The sequence below is a fragment of the Streptomyces sp. NPDC046909 genome (assembly GCF_040644695.1).
Taxonomy (GTDB): Bacteria; Actinomycetota; Actinomycetes; order Streptomycetales; family Streptomycetaceae; genus Streptomyces.
In genome coordinates this window covers 119703-136832 of sequence record NZ_JBEYXC010000004.1, presented here as the reverse complement: position 1 = coordinate 136832, position 17130 = coordinate 119703, and the positions used below count along the sequence as shown (strand labels likewise).

15 protein-coding genes are annotated in these 17130 nt (G+C 71.6%); 12 read left to right on the top strand and 3 right to left on the bottom strand.

The window, feature by feature from the left end; genetic code table 11:
* Positions 1–3 precede the first annotated feature (3 nt).
* Positions 4–480: a hypothetical protein gene (locus ABZ928_RS13705; RefSeq protein WP_361517866.1), complete on the top strand. Its 477-nt coding sequence runs from the start codon at positions 4–6 to the stop codon at positions 478–480.
* A gap of 162 nt (positions 481–642) precedes the next feature.
* On the opposite strand, the gene ABZ928_RS13700 is transcribed toward ABZ928_RS13705, so the two are convergent.
* On the bottom strand, positions 643–828 hold the full coding sequence (locus ABZ928_RS13700; protein ID WP_361517864.1) for an antitoxin: 186 nt from the start codon (positions 826–828) through the stop codon (positions 643–645).
* A 162-nt stretch (positions 829–990) separates the two neighbouring features.
* Between ABZ928_RS13700 and ABZ928_RS13695 the strand changes: the two genes are divergently transcribed.
* Both ABZ928_RS13695 and ABZ928_RS13690 read left to right on the top strand, forming a co-directional pair.
* Positions 991–1761 (top strand): HNH endonuclease family protein, encoded by a 771-nt coding sequence (locus ABZ928_RS13695; protein ID WP_361517862.1) that lies wholly within the window; start codon positions 991–993, stop codon positions 1759–1761.
* Between the two features lie 43 nt (positions 1762–1804).
* Positions 1805–2548: an N-acetyltransferase gene (locus ABZ928_RS13690; RefSeq protein WP_361517860.1), complete on the top strand. Its 744-nt coding sequence runs from the start codon at positions 1805–1807 to the stop codon at positions 2546–2548.
* Positions 2549–2560: 12 nt separating this feature from the next.
* On the opposite strand, the gene ABZ928_RS13685 is transcribed toward ABZ928_RS13690, so the two are convergent.
* On the bottom strand, positions 2561–3352 hold the full coding sequence (locus tag ABZ928_RS13685) for a hypothetical protein (protein ID WP_361517859.1): 792 nt from the start codon (positions 3350–3352) through the stop codon (positions 2561–2563).
* 110 nt (positions 3353–3462) lie between these two features.
* Complete coding sequence (locus ABZ928_RS13680; protein ID WP_361517858.1) at positions 3463–4155, bottom strand: hypothetical protein; 693 nt, start codon at positions 4153–4155, stop codon at positions 3463–3465.
* 231 nt (positions 4156–4386) lie between these two features.
* Between ABZ928_RS13680 and ABZ928_RS13675 the strand changes: the two genes are divergently transcribed.
* From ABZ928_RS13675 to ABZ928_RS13635, 9 genes are all read left to right on the top strand, one after another.
* On the top strand, positions 4387–6492 hold the full coding sequence (locus ABZ928_RS13675) for an N-6 DNA methylase (RefSeq protein WP_361517857.1): 2106 nt from the start codon (positions 4387–4389) through the stop codon (positions 6490–6492).
* A gap of 92 nt (positions 6493–6584) precedes the next feature.
* The gene (locus ABZ928_RS13670) at positions 6585–7307 is read left to right on the top strand and encodes a hypothetical protein (RefSeq protein ID WP_361517855.1); all 723 of its coding nucleotides are present in this window, start codon (positions 6585–6587) and stop codon (positions 7305–7307) included.
* A gap of 38 nt (positions 7308–7345) precedes the next feature.
* On the top strand, positions 7346–8839 hold the full coding sequence (gene pkaE / locus ABZ928_RS13665; protein ID WP_361518907.1) for a serine/threonine protein kinase PkaE: 1494 nt from the start codon (positions 7346–7348) through the stop codon (positions 8837–8839).
* Between the two features lie 276 nt (positions 8840–9115).
* Positions 9116–9943: a glycoside hydrolase domain-containing protein gene (locus tag ABZ928_RS13660; protein WP_361517854.1), complete on the top strand. Its 828-nt coding sequence runs from the start codon at positions 9116–9118 to the stop codon at positions 9941–9943.
* A 252-nt stretch (positions 9944–10195) separates the two neighbouring features.
* A complete protein-coding gene (locus ABZ928_RS13655; protein ID WP_361517852.1) occupies positions 10196–10840 on the top strand; it encodes a SurA N-terminal domain-containing protein in 645 nt (214 codons plus the stop codon).
* A 115-nt stretch (positions 10841–10955) separates the two neighbouring features.
* Complete coding sequence (locus ABZ928_RS13650; protein ID WP_361517850.1) at positions 10956–11963, top strand: nucleoside triphosphate pyrophosphohydrolase; 1008 nt, start codon at positions 10956–10958, stop codon at positions 11961–11963.
* Between the two features lie 123 nt (positions 11964–12086).
* A complete protein-coding gene (locus ABZ928_RS13645) occupies positions 12087–14486 on the top strand; it encodes a hypothetical protein (protein WP_361517849.1) in 2400 nt (799 codons plus the stop codon).
* The gene (locus ABZ928_RS13640) at positions 14483–15763 is read left to right on the top strand and encodes a cytochrome P450 (RefSeq protein ID WP_361517847.1); all 1281 of its coding nucleotides are present in this window, start codon (positions 14483–14485) and stop codon (positions 15761–15763) included. Before ABZ928_RS13645 ends, ABZ928_RS13640 begins: the two co-directional genes overlap by 4 nt.
* Before the next feature lie 215 nt (positions 15764–15978).
* A complete protein-coding gene (locus ABZ928_RS13635) occupies positions 15979–16956 on the top strand; it encodes a transglycosylase family protein (protein WP_361517845.1) in 978 nt (325 codons plus the stop codon).
* Positions 16957–17130: the final 174 nt, after the last annotated feature.

Below are 17130 nucleotides of genomic sequence, written 5' to 3'. Positions count from 1 at the left end.
CTGATGTCTGACTTGCTGTGGGCCGACGTCAAGGAGTACTTCGACCCGTACAAGATGGGCTCGCTGCCGGACCTCCGCGTCCCGCACACCTCGGCCGACGACTGGCAGGCGGTGCTCGACCTCGTCGTGGAACGCCGCTGGGGTCACGAGTACGTGGAAGGCGACACCGCGCTTCCACTGCCCCGTGCGGTGGATGTACTGGCCCGACCGCGGGACGCGGAGTGCCCTCAACTACGGCTCTGGCCGACCGGCGATATGTGTGCGATCTTCCGCTTCCACGCGGCGGAGGAGATCGACTTCGACATGGACCTGCGGGAGTTGCAGGGGCAGGAGCGACTGGACCTCTTCTGCGACTTCCTGCGGACGATCGGCGGGCGGCTCGGCAAGTCGGTGTTCATGGACCCCGAGGGTGCCTACGGCCATCCGTTCCTGGCATTCGACATCCGGATCGGTCGCGTCGTGTTCTTGGGGGAGCGGTGAGGGGTCTCGTGACGGGTGCGGTGAGAGGAGGCCGTAAGACGCGAAGCCGCCCACAGGAGTCGATTCTCCGTGGACGGCCTCGGTTTCAAGGTGGTTCAGGGGACCCAGGTCCGGGCGGTGTGCCCGGTTGGGGTCTCGTGTTCCTCCGTGGGGCTGGTGGCGTCATGGCTGTTGGGGTCGGTCGCGATCCATGCCCATCGCGCCTTCGATCTTCTGCTGCGCGTCGTCGACCTGGCTCTCGTACTTGTTGCCCGTCTTCTCGTTGACCTTCTTTTCCGCCGCGTCGGACATGTCCTTGGCCTTGTCCTGCGCCATGCGGTTGCTCTTGAACCTGTCGAGGATGCCCATCCAGAGCTCCTTCCGGAGGTGACTCGGATTAGACGATACGCCCGCCTTGGGTGGAATGCCCCTTGAGGCCCCATATGGTCTGGACCTCTCGGCCAGTACGGTGAGAGCAGGCACGACCGTTCGTGCGGGGCGGAACCAGGAGAACAAGGGGAGGGACGCACCGTGACGCGTCTGAGGGGTGGGGCGGCGGGCGCCGCGGCGATGCTCGGCATGGTCGTACTGCTCGCCGGTTGCGAGGGCGTGGACCTGCCCTCGGACAGTGAGCCGTCCGGCGCCGGCCCGGCCGTCGGATCCGGCCGGGCGGTGAGCCCGCTGGACAACCCGGACGGCACGAAACCGGGCCTCGCGGCCCTCACCACGGACGCCGACAGAGCGAAGGCGCGGGCTCTCATCGAGAAGGTGGAGACCAAGGGCCGCGGCCCCAAGACCGGCTACGACCGGGATAAGTTCGGCTACGCCTGGATGGACTCGGCCCCCGGCGGCATACCGTTCTCCCGCAACGGCTGCGACACCCGCAACGACCTCCTCCAGCGCGACGGCGACGACGTCCGCTTCCGCTCCGGCTCCGACTGCGTCGTCGCCTCCATGACCCTCGCCGACCCCTACACCGGCAAGGAGATCGACTGGGTCAAGTCCCGTGCCACCACGGTGCAGATCGACCACGTCATGCCGCTGTCGTACGACTGGCAGATGGGCGCCTCGCGCTGGGACAAGGGCAAGCGGGAGGACATCGCCAACGACCCGCTCAACCTCATCCCGGTCGACGGCCCGTCCAACAGCTCCAAGGGCGACTCGGGGCCTGCGTCCTGGCTGCCGCCGAGCAAGTCGATCCGTTGCTCGTACGTCGTGCGGTTCGCGCAGGTGTCCCTGAAGTACGAACTGCCCGTGACCAAGCCCGACAAGGAGATGATGCTGCGCCAGTGCGGCGGCTGAAAACCGGTTCCCGCTCCCGCCGCCGCCCGCCTACGGTGGCCGCATGGAGCTGAAGGTGTCGAGTCTCGCCGAGCGCCCCGACGACCACGGGTGCGTGGTCGGCATGGCCGACAGCTGGCCGGAGTTCGTCACCCGGGACCTGGTGGGTGACTACCACTACGGCCGGATCGCCCGGGAGTTCCCGGCGTATGTGCTGTTCGCCGAGGACGAGCGGGGCGAGGTCGTCGCCACCGGGTTCAGCGTGCCCTTCGCCCTCGGTGCCGAGGGCCGGGGCGAACTGCCCGCCCGGGGCTGGGACGAAGTTCTCCTGTGGGCCTTCGCCGATCTGCGCCGCGGGGTCCGGCCCGACACCGTCAGCGCGATCGCCATCAACGTCCGGCCCGACGCCCAGGGCAAGGGCCTGTCGGGCCGCATGCTGACGGCGATGCGCGACAACGCCCGCGCGCACGGCTTCGGCGAGGTCGTCGCCCCGGTCCGCCCCAGCGCCAAGCACCTCGAACCGCACACCCCCATCGGGGAGTACGCCCACCGCGTACGCCCCGACGGCCTCCCGCACGACCCGTGGCTGCGGGTCCACGCGAGGGCCGGCGCCACCATCGAGGCGGTGGCGCCGGCGTCCATGACGGTGGTCGGCTCGCTGGAGCAGTGGCGCCGCTGGACCGGGCTGCCCTTCGACACCCAGGGCGACATCGAGGTGCCCGGCGCACTGGTGCCGGTGCGGTGCGAGCCGGAGCGGGGGTACGCCGTGTATGTCGAGCCCAATGTGTGGATGCGGCATCCGCTGTAGTCGTACGGCGGTTCAGGCTCCCAGCGCGTCGAGGTCGAGGATCTCGCCGCTGGGCTTCCGCGCCGGGACGGGCTCGTCGTACTCGCTGAAGGTCAGGGTGCCGGGGTCCGACGTGGACGCGCTGTCGACCCGCAGCAGATACGGCTTGCCCTCGGTGGCGACGTACAGCGTGTAGCGCTCCTTGCCGTCCCGCTCCCGCAGCACGATCGCCGGGGTGCCGTCCACGGTGGTCGTCTTGCCGCGCAGGGCGTCGGAGTCGACGTCGTCGGCGTCGCCGAGGACCGTGTCCAGGTCGCAGAAGCCCGCGATGTCCTTGGCGTCCTCGCCCTTCGCGGACATCTTGGTCCACTTGCCGGCCAGCAGCGCCACGGCCGCGTCCACGTCGGACTTCTTCTCGCCCTTGCTCTGGGCGCGCAGGAAGGCCTCGTCGTACTTCATGTAGACGGTGTCGCCGACCTTGATCAGATCGGCCTTGCCCTGGCCGCCCACGCTCATCGTGCCGGCGCACTCGCCCTGCTTGTTGAGGGCCATGTCGATGGTGATGGTGGAGCCGGACTCGTCGTCGGGGACGTCCCCCTTCATGCGCAGCGACGAGGCGCCGGTGGTGGCCTCGACGGCCCGGTCGGCGATCTCGCCGCCGGTCAGCCCGGGGAACGGATCCTTCGCCTTGCTCGGGGTGCTCGACGGAGTGGACGCGGCTTTGCCCGGCTCGCTGCCGGCCTTGTCCTTGCCGGACTGGCAGCCGGTGAGGGCGAGGGCGGTCGCGGCGGTGAGGCAGAAGGTGGCAAGTGCGGTGCGACGCATGGGAATTCCTCGGTGGTGTCGCGGGGTGGTGAACGGGTGCGGCGGGGCGCGCCGGGCGGGGCACTGTCGTCGGTGTGCGCCCCGCCGGTCCCGCCGTGCGGTGGCCGGTGTCAGCCGGTCTTCTTCCAGTCGGTGCAGCCGGACGTCTTGAAGTAGGTGTCCTTGGCGCTGATGGTGACGACGGCCGAGCCGGTCACGTTGTTGTTCGCGATGATCGAGTCGAGGCCGTGCTCGGCGTCCTTGGCGCGCTCCCAGTAGCACATGTCGTCCTCGTTGCCGGTGGACCTGTAGGTGCCGGGGGCGATGTCGACGCCGACTCTGTACATGCCGCCGTCGCCGGACATCTTCGCGGCGGGCGTGCCCTTCGCCTTGGTGTCGACGGCCTCCCAGTCGTTGCAGTCGCTCGACTTGAAGAGCTTGTCGGTGGCCTTGACGGTGACGTAACTGGTGCCGGTGACATTGTCGTTGGCGAGCAGCGAGTCCATCTCGCCCGAGGCGTCCTTGGCGCGCTCCCAGTAGCACATGCCGTCGTCGTTGCCGGTGGTGCGGTAGGTGCCGGGCTTGATGTCCGAGCCGACCTGGAACTCGCCGTCCCCCTCGAAGGCGACCTTCTTCTCCTCGGCCTTCTCCTCGCTCGCCCCGGCCGAGTCCTTCTCGCCGCCGGGCTTCGCCTGAGCGGACGCCGAAGAGCCCTTGTCGCTGCTCGTGGAGTCGCTGTCGCTGTCGCCGGAGTTCGCCGAGACGGCACCGATGACGACGATCCCCACGACGGCCCCCAGCGCGACCTTGCCCTTCATGCCCATGACTGTGTCCCCTCCACACGGTGTGACAGCCGCCGATCGGCTGCCTCTCGTTCGCTGGGTCAATAAGAGCATGCGCTGTGAACCGAGTCAACACGGTTCACGGAACGTCTTGTGTACACGGCCGTGAATGGGTAGATCTTGCGTACGTCGCTATGCTCGGCGTCACACGCGAACGCGAGGGCGCGCGGGGACACAGCGGGGACACGCAGGAACGACGAGGGGAGCCGGCCCGTGCAGGACAACGCCACAGAGGTGACCGCTGCCGGGATCGCACGGCTCGCCGGCGTGGGACGCGCCGCCGTCAGCAACTGGCGCCGCCGCCACGCGGACTTCCCCAAGCCGGTCGGCGGCACCGAGACCAGCCCCTCCTTCGCCCTCGCCGAGGTCGAGGCATGGCTCCGTGACCAGGGAAAACTCGCCGAGGTCCCGCTACGGGAACGCGTCTGGCAGCAGCTCGCCGGACACCCGGAGGGCCCGGTCACGGCGCTGACCCACGCCGGCTGCGTCCTGCTGCTCATCCATGACCGCCCCACCGTCTGGCTGGACGTCAGCGCCGGCTCCGACGAGCGCCTCGCGGAGCTGCTGCCGGGAGCGCTGGGGGAGGTGCTCATGCCGCGGTTCGGGGCGGCCTCGGGTGTGAACACGCCCCGCGCGGGTGTCGTCGGCGGCTCGGACGCCGTGAACACTCCTGGCGGTGTGAACCCCGACCCGGCTGTTCACACCCCCACCGCTCCCGCGCTCCTCTCCTCCGGTCCCCTCCTGCGCGGCGCCGCCGAACTCGCCGCCGAAGCCGGCGCCCGGCAGACCTTCGAGTTCCTGCTCGGCCGGCACCTCGACGCCAACCCGCGCCAGTACACGCTCACCCCCGCCGACCTCGCCGGGCTCATGGCCGACCTCGCAGGACCCGCCCGCACCGTCCTCGACCCGGCCTGCGGCACCGGCGCCCTCCTGCGCGCCGTCACCCCCCGCGCGGACCAGGAGCTGTACGCCCAGGACAGCGCCCCCGAGCTCGCGGCACTCACCGCGCTCCGGCTCGCGCTCCACACGCGCGCCGGCGTGCGCGGCGCCGCCGGCGACACCCTGCGCGCCGACGCCTTCCCCGAGCTGCGCGCCGACGCCGTCCTGTGCCATCCGCCGTTCAACGAGCGCAACTGGGGGCACGACGAACTCGCCTACGACCCCCGCTGGGAGTACGGCTTCCCGGCCCGCACCGAGTCCGAACTGGCCTGGGTGCAGCACGCGCTCGCCCGCCTCAAGGACGGCGGCACCGCCGTACTCCTCATGCCGCCCGCCGCCGCCTCCCGCCGCTCGGGCCGCCGTATCCGCGCCGACCTGCTGCGCCGGGGCGCGCTGCGCGCCGTGGCGGCGCTCCCGGTCGGCGCCGCGCCCCCGTACAACATCCCGCTCCACCTGTGGGTGCTGCGCCGCCCCGAGAAGGCGCCCGCCCAGCCCGAGGTACTGCTCGTCGACACGGGGCAGTTCGCCGGCGAGGGGCGCGGCGGGCCCGACTGGCGCGCCGTGCGGGAGGCCGTCCTCGACGCCTGGCGCGGCTTCGACGGCGCGGGCACCCTGGAGGAGCGCCCCGGCCTCGCGCGCTCCCTGCCCGTCATCGAGCTCCTCGACGACGACGTGGACCTGGCCCCCGCACGCCACCTCCCGCCACCGGCCGCCGCCGAAGGCACCGGCGCGCTGACCGCCGTACGCGACCACCTCGGCGCGACCCTGCGCCTGACCGCCGACCTCACCCCGCCCGCCGCCGAGGCCGCACACCCCGTGCCCCGCTGGCCGCTCACCACCATCGGCGAACTCGCGCGCGGGGGCGCCCTCGTGATGCGCGCCGGCGGAAACGGCGGCCACACGCGCGTGCCCGTCCTCACCGACCACGACGTCCTCGCCGGCACCGCCCCCTCCGGCACGCTCCCCGAGAGCGACGAGGAGGCCGTCCTGGCCGAACCGGGCGACGTCGTCGTCCCGGTGCTCGGCGGCGGTTCGATGGCGCGCGTGATCGACGACGCGACGGGGGGCGCCGCCCTGGGGCGCAACCTCGTGCTCCTGCGCCCCGATCCCACGGCGCTCGACCCCTGGTTCCTCGCCGGCTTCCTGCGCGGCACCGCCAACAACCGCCAGGCCAGCAGCTACGCCTCCACCGCCACGCGCCTGGACGTGCGCCGCCTCCAACTGCCCCGGCTCCCGCTCGACGAACAACGGCGCTACGGCGCGCGCTTCCGCGCACTCGACGAGTTCGAGCGGGCGCTCAGGCGCGCGGGCCGGCTCGGGGAGCAGCTCGTGCGCGGGATGTACGACGGCCTCACGGACGGGACGGTCGCCCCCGACTGACCGGAAGCACGGCCTCCGCCTGAGTCGGCCGTGACCTGCGCCGTCGTACGAGGCGATCAGCCCGACAACAGTTCGGTACAACCCAGGACCGCATGTCCTTGTCGGCCTATACGCTCGCCTCGTACGTCAACCTCAGGCACCAGGAGCTGTCCATGCATGGCCACGGCTACACGCAGCCGGTGAAGCAGCCACCCCACCCGGGGGTGCTGGTCCTCCTGCGCGTGCTGTTCGTGGTGATCGGGATCTTCACCATCGGCATCCTGTCCTGGGCGATGCTGCTGCGGCTGGCACTCGTGACGCGCAGGACGCTCGACTGGGTCCTGTTCGCGGCCTCGTTCGTCGCGATCGTCGTGGCCATCGTGCTGCTCGGCCTGGAGCCCGGCGAGGAGATCGACACCGCGATCGGCTGGAGCGGCATGCTCCTGCTCCTCGGCACCCTCGTGGCCGCGATCGCGTACTACCTCTCCGCGGACATCCGCCACTTCCACCAACTCCGCTACGGCGCCTACGCCCCCCAGCTCGCCCAGGGCCCGGTACCGGCCCCGGCGTACGGCTATCCGCAGCCGCAGCCGCCCTACACCGCGACGACCCTGCCCCAGACACAGGCGCCGATCCCGCAGCACCCCCTGCCGCAACCGCCCGCACCCCACGCACCCCACGCGCCCGTGCCGCACACGCCCGTGCCCCCGGCGCAGCCGCCCCAGCGCCCCGCGCCCGCCCGCATCGACCAGGTGCGCGCCGAACTCGACGAACTCAGCGACTACCTGCGCAGGCAGGACGGCAATCCGGGCGGCGGCCACGAGGGCGGCAGGTGACCGTGACGACAGGACGTGTCGTCGCAGGCCGCTATGAACTGTCCACGCTCATCGGACAGGGCGGCATGGGACAGGTCTGGACGGCGTACGACCGACGGCTCGACCGGCGCGTGGCCGTGAAGCTGCTGCGCCCCGACAAGGTGGCGGGGCAGGAGGCCGACGAACTGCGCCGCCGCTTCGTCCGCGAGTGCCGCGTCACCGCCCAGGTCGACCACCCCGGGCTCGTCACCGTCCACGACGCGGGCAGCGAAGGCGAGGAACTGTTCCTCGTCATGCAGTACGTCGACGGCGCGGACCTCTCCGACCACCTCGCCGAACACGACCCGTACCCCTGGCAGTGGGCCGTCGCCGTCGCCGCACAACTCTGCGCCGTGCTGAGCGCCGTGCACGCCGTGCCGATCGTCCACCGCGATCTCAAGCCGCGCAACGTGATGGTGAAGCAGGACGGCACCGTCACCGTCCTCGACCTCGGCGTCGCCTCCGTCATGGACGCCGACACCACCCGCCTCACCCACACCGGCACCCCCATCGGCTCACCCGCCTACATGGCACCCGAGCAGGCGATGGGCGGCGCGGTCGGCCCGTACACCGACCTCTACGCCCTCGGTGTCCTGCTCCACGAACTCCTCAGCGGCGACGTCCCGTTCTCCGGCTCCACGGCGCTCGGCGTACTGCACCGCCACCTCTACGAGCCCCCGCTCCCGGTGCGCCGGCTGCGCCCCGAGGTGCCGGAGGCGCTGGAGGCACTCGTCCTGCGCCTGCTCGCCAAGGACCCGCAGCACCGCCCCGCCAGCGCACAGGAGGTGTACGAGCACCTGGCGCTGCTCCTGCCCGCGCGCGGGATGCCCACAGGGGCGCCCCTCGACCCCACGCGCCCCTTCCTGCGCCCGCACGCCCCTTGGCCGGACCGCGCGCGCACGCCCGCGCCCCAGCCCGCCCCCGTCACCCCGGCCGCCCCCGCGACCGAGAAGCCGGACGTCGCGCGCGCCGTCGACGAGGTCAAGCGCCTCCTCGGCGAGGGCCGCATCACCCAGGCCGTCGACATCCTCGGCGCGATCCTGCCCGCCGCCGCCGAACAGCACGGCGCGCACTCCCCGGTCGTGCGCACCCTGCGCAAGCAGTACGCCGCCACCCTCATGGACGACGGCCAGTACCGGCGCGCGCTGCCCGAACTGCGCCGCCTCGCCGACGAACGCGCCGCCGAGGCCGGCCAGGCCGACCCCCAGGCCCTCCGCTTCCGCTACGAGGCCGCCCAGTGCCTGGAACAGCTCGGCGAACCCGCGGCCGCGCTCGCCGAGTACCGCGCGCTGCTGCCGTACTACGAGAACCAGTACGTCGCCGGCGACCCCGACCTCGCCCATGACCTCCGCCGCCGCATCGGCCACCTCCTGCTCGCCCTCGGCGACCGCGCCGCCGCCCACGACACCCTCGCCCGGCTCCTCCACGACGTGGAACGCCTGCACGGCCCCGGCCACCCGCTCGCGGCGGAGATCCGGCGGACGCTGGGATGGCTGGGACAGGTGCGCGGCTAGGTTTTGCCAGGGGCTGAGAGAAACTTGTGAGCGCCTAGGGGCGGTGTTTCCCGAACCGGGGTGCGGCGCGCGTTAGGTTGCGATCCGTTGTCGGGGCGCGGCCGAGGGCGAGGGCACGCGCGCGGGTGCCGGTGTGAGTGCGGGCTCGCGGGCGCGGGCGCATGTCAGACCGCGCTCCGTTTCACGCGCCTCCCGCGCCGTAGTGCGCGCCACGCACGCTCCCAGGCGCCCCGCACGCCGTCATCACACAACGCACAACCAGGGGTGGGTCCACGCATGTCCAGCCATCGTCAGTCGAAGAAGCGCAGATACCTCACCTGGGCCGTCGCCGGGACCGCCGTCGTCGCGGCAGCCGGCATCGCCGCCCAGACCTCCATGGCCGCGACCACCTGGCCCGCCCAGAAGACCTACACCGGCCGCGCCTTCGACACCTGCGCCGCCCCCTCCCTGGCCGCCATGAAGGCCTGGCACGGCGGCCTCTACGGCGCCGCCGCCGTCTACGTCGGCGGCAAGAACCGCGGCTGCGCCCAGCCCAACCTCACCGCGTCCTGGGTCAAGTCCGTCAGCACGGTCGGCTGGAAGCTCATCCCGATCTACGTCGGCGCCCAGCCGCCCTGCCAGTCCGGCTCCAGCCCCGAGAAGCTCACCGCCACCACGGCCGCCTCCCTCGGCGCGAGCGACGCGGCGGACGCGGTGACCAAGGCCTCCGCGCTCGGCATGAAGGCGGGCAGCCCGATCTACCTGGACATGGAGGCGTACGACACCACGAACACGTCGTGCAACAACGCCGTGCTCACCTATGTGCGCGCGTTCACCAAGACCCTGCGCGCGAAGACGTACCGCGCGGGCTACTACGGCTTCGCCGGCTCCAGCGCCAAGGCGATCGCGACCGCCACCGACAGGACCGACCTGCCGGGCAACCTCTGGTACGCGCTGTGGGACAAGCAGAACACCACGACCGCGGACTGGCCGTGGGGCGCCACCCAGTACACCGGTCACAGCCGCGGCCACCAGTACCTGGTCAACAGCAAGGAGACGCGCAACGGCTACACGATCACCGTGGACCGGGACGCGTGGGACGCGCCGGTGGCCATCACCGGCTGAGCGGCGGACGGCGACAGCGGGCGACGGGCCGGGGCGAGGCGGACGACGACAGCCGGGCGACGACAAGGGCACCGCGGAGCGCCGGTGCCCCAAGTCCCGGTGAATCGTTGGTCGAATGGGTTGGCCAGAGCTTGCCCACTGCCTACCATCGATCACCGCAAGACTTTGTGCGCCCGCCCGTCGCCCGACCACCACCCCTCAACGAGCCGCTACGCGGCGCACCTGTCTTCACAAGCTCCCCGGGAGGCTTCCTTGCACCGCCGTCGTCGCACCGCGCTCCTCCTCTCCGCCGCGATCGCCGCGGCGCCCCTCCTCACCGCCTGCGGAAACGACGCGCATCCCGGCGCGGCAGCCGTCGTCGGCGGCCAGCGGATCACCGTCGCCCAGCTGGAGAACAGGGTGAACGAGGTACGCGAGGCCCAGCGCGCCGCGGTGCCGGACGAGACGCAGTACACGCAGGCCATCGCCAAGACCGGCACCCTCACCCGCGACACCCTGCACAGCATGGTCCTCGACCGGGTGCTGCACCGCGCCGCCGAGGACGCGGGCGTCACCGTCACCCGCAAGGAGATCCAGGAGATGCGGACCGGCCTGGAGCAGCAGGCCGGCAGCGCCAAGGCCCTGGAGACCGCCTGGCTCCAGCGCTACGGCATCGCCCCCGAGCGCCTCGACGAGAACCTCCGCCTCCAGCTGGAGGCCCAGAAACTCGCCGCCGCCCTCGGCACGGACACCAGCCAGGCCGCCTTCTGGCAGGCCCTGTCCGAGGCCTCCAAGAAACTCGACGTCGACCTCAACCCCCGCTACGGCACCTGGGACGTCGAGAAGAGCAGCCGCGTCGACGCGAAGACGCCCTGGGTACGGGAGGTCACGGCGACGGGGACGCAGGAGACGGCGTAACGCCGGGGCGGCGCGGCAGCGAAACGGTACGGCGCGGCAGCGGACAGGTACGGCGCCGTCGATCGCCCTGTGGATAACTCTCGGGGCTGTCGGCGGCGTGAGTTAGCTTCGACTCGTGAACACCACCAGCCCCGAACCCGTCCCGGCCCCCGCCACCGGCCGCATCGTCCTGCTGACCACCAGCCACCGCGTCGCCCCCGGACTGCTGTCCTGGCCCGCCTGGCAGGCACTGCACGCCGCCGACCGCGTGCTGTGCGCCGACGGCGCGCACCCGCAGCTGCCCTATCTGCGCGAGGCGGGCATACGGGTGGACGAGGCGTCCCCGACGGCGGAGGAACTGGTCGCGGCCTGCGCCGACGGCTGCACCGTCGTGGTCGTCGCCACCGGCGAGGGGGAACCCGCCCTCACCGACGGCCTCGCCCGCCTCGCCGGCTCGGGCCGCGTGTCCATGCCCGACCTGGAACTCCTCCCCGCCTCCTACGACCTCCCGGGCGCCCGCCTCCTCGACCTCGTCCAGGTCATGGACCGCATTCGCGCCGAATGCCCCTGGTCCTCCCAGCAGACCCACAAGGGCCTGGCCAAGTACGGCATCGAGGAGGCCTACGAACTCGTCGAGGCCATCGAGGACGGCGACCGCGACGAACTCCGCGAGGAACTCGGCGACGTCCTCCTCCAGGTCGTCTTCCACGCCCGCATCGCCGAGGAAGGCCGCGCAGAGGACGGGGACACCCCCTTCTCCATCGACGACGTCGCCGGCGGCATCGTCACCAAGCTCATCCACCGCCACCCCCACGTCTTCGGCGACGAGACCGCGACGACCCCCGAGGAGGTCAAGGAACACTGGCTCCGCACCAAGGCCGTCGAAAAACAGCGCACCTCGATCACCGAAGGCATCCCCCTCGGCCAGCCCGGCCTCGCCCTCGCATCGAAACTGGCGTCCCGCGTGCGCACGGCGGGCCTGGACGTCCCGCTGCCGGCCGGCGACGACCTCGGCTACGAGTTGCTCGCCCTGGCGGTACGGGCGGAGGCAGCGGGCGTCGACCCGGAGGCGGCCCTGCGCGCGGCGGCACGGGCGTACCGGGACGCGATCCGGGAGACGGAGAGCGGCACCGGCGCGCGCTGACCGAGGCAGGACGTGACGCGAGCGGGACACGCGCGGTGAGTGCGCAACCGGGGCGACGGGGCAATGGCGTGCCCGTGCCTCAGTACCGTGGAGGCACGGTCGGTTGGTGGCATGGGGGCGTGCGTGGCGCGGAGTGTGGAGGAACTGGCTGCGGACGGGGCCAGGGCGCTCATGGAGGGCTTGGCTTCGGAGGCGCGGAAGGTCGTCGAGGAGCGCTTCGCCTTCTGGTTCCGGCGGCTCGGACTGCCGGACTACGAGGTGACTCTGTACCGTCAGGCCGTCGCCCTGCCCCAGGGGCCCGCCGTCCGGATCGTGGTCGAGCGACTGTGGCGCGGCCGGCTGCGTGAGGCGCTCCTGTCCTCCCCGGCGACGGAGAAAGCCTGCGGTGACCTCGCGGCCGTCATCCAGCTGACGCTACGGGACCTCACCCGCGGTGCCTCGGACACTCCCGGTGCCTCGGACACCCGCGGAACCTTGGACACCCCCGGCGCCCCGGACGCGCTTGCCACCATGGACGCGCCTGCCACCCCGGACGATCCGTCCGCCTCCGCCCGCACCTCCGCTCCGGCCGCCGCCGGTGACCATCTCGACTTCGGCGGCAGCACGTTCCACGGGCAGTTCATCGGTGTCCAGCAGGTGCGGAACACGTACGGGGCACAGCCGGGCGGCGGGCACGTGGTGCCGGACGACTGGTCGACGGTGGGCGGCCTGGAGCCGCTGGCGCACGGGGTGCGGCCGACGCGCCGGGTGCCGGGGCTGCCGTCACTCCCGCCGTACGTCCGACGGGACGCGGACGGGTCGGTGCGAGCCGCTCTCGAACAGGCCGGTGAGAGCGGCGGGTTGGTGGTCGTCCTGGGGGAGCCGTTCGCCGGGAAGACGCGTACGGCCGTCGAGGCGGCGGTCGAAGTCCTCCCCGACGCCCGGGTGTTCGCGCCTGCGCGGGGTGCGGACCTGTGGGCCCTGCCCGCCGTACTGCGCGGTCGGTCCGACCGGCTGGTCCTGTGGCTGGACGACCTCGACACCCACCTCGGCGACGGTCTGGAACTGCGGCTGCTGGCCCAGTTGACGGGGCAGGGGGTGGTCGTGCTCGCCACGCTCAGCGAGGGGGCGTACGACGAATACCGGAACACTCCGCGCGGGCGGGTCCTTGACCTGGCGCACATGGTCGAGCTGCCCAGGGAATGGAGCGAGAGCGAGCGGGAGCGCGCCGAGCAGGCGGGCGATGTCCGGCTGGCGGAGGCTGCACGACACAGCGGAGCGGAGGGAGTCGCGGTCTATCTCTCCGTCGGACCGCTGCTCTGGGAGGAGTGGCGGCGGGCCCGTCAGGCTCACCGGCATCCGCGCGGCCACGCATTGGTGCGCGCCGCGATCGACCTTGCCCGGTGCGGACTCCAGGGGCCGCTGCCGCAGGAACTGCTTGTGACGGTGCACGAGGCGTACGACGTCGTGGCGGGCATGGAGCGGGAGTCGGTCGAGGAGGCGCTGGCGTGGGCCGCGGGGAAACGCCACGGGGCGCTGCGGATGCTGCGGAGCAGTGGTGCGGGGATGTGGGAGGCGGCGCCGTATCTCGTGGACACGACGGTGCGGGACCCGAGTCTTCCGGAGGTGGCCGGTTCGGTCTGGGGATGCGCGTTGGAAGCGGCGCGGGGGGATACGGCGTACGACTTCGAGGTGGTGGCCCGACGGGCCGGGGAGGCGTTTCGGAGTGCGGCCGACGCGGGGGACGGTCAGGCGATGTTTGAGCTGGGACGGTTGCGCGAGAGCCTGGGGAGGAGTGCCGAGGCCGAGGAGTGGTTCCGGCGGGCCGCCGAGGCCGGGCAGACGGAGGCGGCGGGGCGACTGGGGCGGCTGTTTGTGGAGCGGGGCGAGACGAAGGACGCCGAGCCCTTCCTGGAGGCGGCCGCCGAGGCGGGGGATGCCGGGGCGGCGACCCTGATGGGGAAGGCGTTGTTGGGGCGGGCGGGACAGTGGCTGCGGGCTGGTGCGGCCGGCCACGATCTGGAGGCAGCTCACCTGCTCGGCGATCTGTGCTTCGGCGGCGGAGACGACGAGGGCGCGTGGGACTGCTACATGTCTGCCGCCATGGCCGGACGAACCGAGGTCGCCACCAGCTTCGCGAGGTGGCACCTGGTCTCCAACGAAGGGGAATCGGCCCTGGTCTGGCTTCAACGGGCGGTGGATACCGGCGGGGAGCCGGCGGTCGAACTGCTGCGGCACGCTCAGCAAGAGCCGCAGTCCCTCGCGGATGCCGAGTCCTACTTCAAGGACACCGACGGCTACCCCCTGGACATCGCCCACCACGGTGTCGTACTCGAAAAGCAAGGCCGACTCGACGAAGCCCGCGCCGAGTACGAGAAGGCCCACGCCTCCGGCGACGCCTACGGCGCGTACCGCCTCGCCGCCCTCCTCGAAAAGCAGGACAAGCCCGGCGAAGCGAAGACCTGGTACCGCAAAGCCGCCGACATGGGTCACCCAGGCGCGAAGAAGGTGCTTGAGGGAAACCCGGATACCGTCAAGGAGTGACCGACCAGCCGACCTCCGTCCCTGCGGCCCCCGACCTCTTCACCTGGGAGTTCGCCACCGACCCCTACCCCGCTTACGCCTGGCTCCGTGAACACGCCCCCGTGCACCGGACCAAGCTGCCCAGCGGTGTGGAGGCGTGGCTGGTCACGCGGTACGCCGATGCCAAGCAGGCCCTCGCCGACCAGCGGCTCAGCAAGAACCCGGAGCATCATGACGAGCCCGCGCACGCGAAGGGGAAGACCGGGATCCCCGGTGAGCGCAAGGCCGAGTTGATGACGCATCTGCTGAACATCGACCCGCCGGACCACACGAGGCTGCGGCGGCTGGTGAGCAAGGCGTTCACCCCGCGTCGGGTCGCCGAGTTCGCGCCGCGCGTGCAGGAGCTCACCGACCGGCTCATCGACCGGTTCGCCGAGACCGGCTCCGCCGACCTCATCCATGACTTCGCCTTCCCGCTCCCCATCTACGCCATCTGCGACCTGCTCGGCGTCCCGCGCGAGGACCAGGACGACTTCCGGGACTGGGCGGGCATGATGATCCGGCACGGCGGAGGGCCGCGGGGCGGTGTCGCGCGGTCGGTCAAGAAGATGCGCGGGTATCTGCTGGAGCTCATCCACCGCAAGCGCGAAGGGCTCCCGGCCGACCCCGTCCCCGGCGAGGACCTCATCTCCGGTCTCATCCGCGCCTCCGACCACGGCGAGCACCTCACCGAGAACGAGGCCGCGGCCATGGCCTTCATTCTTCTCTTTGCCGGCTTCGAGACCACCGTCAACCTCATCGGCAACGGCACGTACGCCCTTCTCACCCACCCCGAGCAGCGGGCCCGCCTCCAGGACTCCCTCACCGCCGGGGAGAGCGGCCTCCTCGAAACCGGCGTCGAGGAACTCCTCCGCTACGACGGCCCCGTCGAACTCGCCACATGGCGCTTCGCCACCCGCCCGCTCACCATCGGCGGGCAGGACATCGCACCCGGCGACCCCGTGCTCGTCGTACTGGCCGCCGCGGACCGGGATCCGGAGCGGTTCGCCGATCCCGACGTCCTCGACCTCTCCCGGCGGGACAACCAGCACCTCGGATACGGCCACGGCATCCACTACTGCCTGGGCGCCCCGCTGGCCCGGCTGGAGGGACAGACCGCGCTGGCCACGCTCCTCACCCGGCTCCCGGATCTCCGACTCGCGGTGGATTCGGCCGATTTGAGATGGCGTGGTGGCCTCATCATGCGTGGACTGCGCACCCTGCCGGTCGAGTTCACGCCTGCGGGGCGGGCCGGGTGACCGGCTTCACGCCGAATCCGTAGGCGGCTTCGCGCCAACTCGCCCGTCCCCGCTGGCCCTTGCGAACATGACATCCCCTCAAGTCTGTGATCTTCACGTGATCTACGCGGCATTAACTTGTGACAAGTGATCGACTGCCGATACGTTCACGCATCAGCGTGGCGACCCGCTCCACCCGTCACGCCGGTCACTGTCGTCTCGCGAAAGGCCCCCGCATGCTCACCGGGAACGGTCGTCACCGTCGCCCCCGCCAGGCTCCGGCACTTCTCGTCGCGGCCGGAGTGACCGGCTCCGCCGTCGCGATCCCGCTGCTGGGTGCCGGCGGCGCGAGCGCGGCGGACGGAAACACCTGGGACCAGGTCGCCAAGTGCGAGACCGACGGCTCCTGGAGTGCGAACAACGGCGACGGCTACTACGGCGGGCTCAAGCTCTCCCAGGCGAACTGGGAGAAGTACGGCGGCCTCGACTACGCCACGAGCCCCGACCTCGCCAGCCGCAACCAGCAGATAGCCGTCGCCGAGAAGGTCCTCGCGGATCAGGGCGTCGGCGTCTGGGGCACCTGCGGGCTGCTCAACGGGCTGAGCCGGGACTCGGCCTCGGACGAGGTCGACACCGGCGTCGCGAGCGACAGCCCCTCGGCGTCCGAAGGGTCCAGTTCATCCGGATCATCCAACTCGTCCAGTTCCTCCGGTTCATCTGGATCGCCTGACTCGTCCTCGTCCTCGGGCTCGTCCTCCGGGTCGTCCGACGCGTCCTCCACCGACGCGACCCCTTCGCCTTCCGCATCCACCGAAGCGGACAACTCCGCCAAGTCGGACACCTCCGACCCCGGCGCCGAGAACTCACAGCCGTCCGACGGCTCACCCACAGCAGAGACGGATGCTGACGAATCGGACAACTCATGGCAAGAGGGCGGCTCTTCGGCCCTCGTTGACACCGGCGCCCTCGCGACCGACAGCGGCGCCGACGCCGACGCCCGCACCGGCGCCGGCACCGGCACCGGCAAGCACCGCGGCGCGAGTGCCGACGAGAGCTCGTACACCGTCCGCTCCGGTGACACCCTCGCCTCCATCGCCGACTCCCTTGACGTCGACGGCGGATGGCGTCGGCTCTACGCCGAGAACAAGCAGGTCATCGGCGCCGACCCGAGCGACATCATGCCCGGTCAGACCCTCGTACTCGGTACCGAATAGGGCGAAAAAGCACGGGAGTTCGCGCCGCACTTCGCAGTAAATGTCCGGTTTGGCGAAAGTGTGGGATGAGTCTCAGAAGCCCTGATCGTCTTTGAAATCCCCCGGGTTCCGTGTCTACGGTCAACACCGCTCGTCACCACGAGCCCCGGCTGCCGCAACGCCGAATCCTGCCAG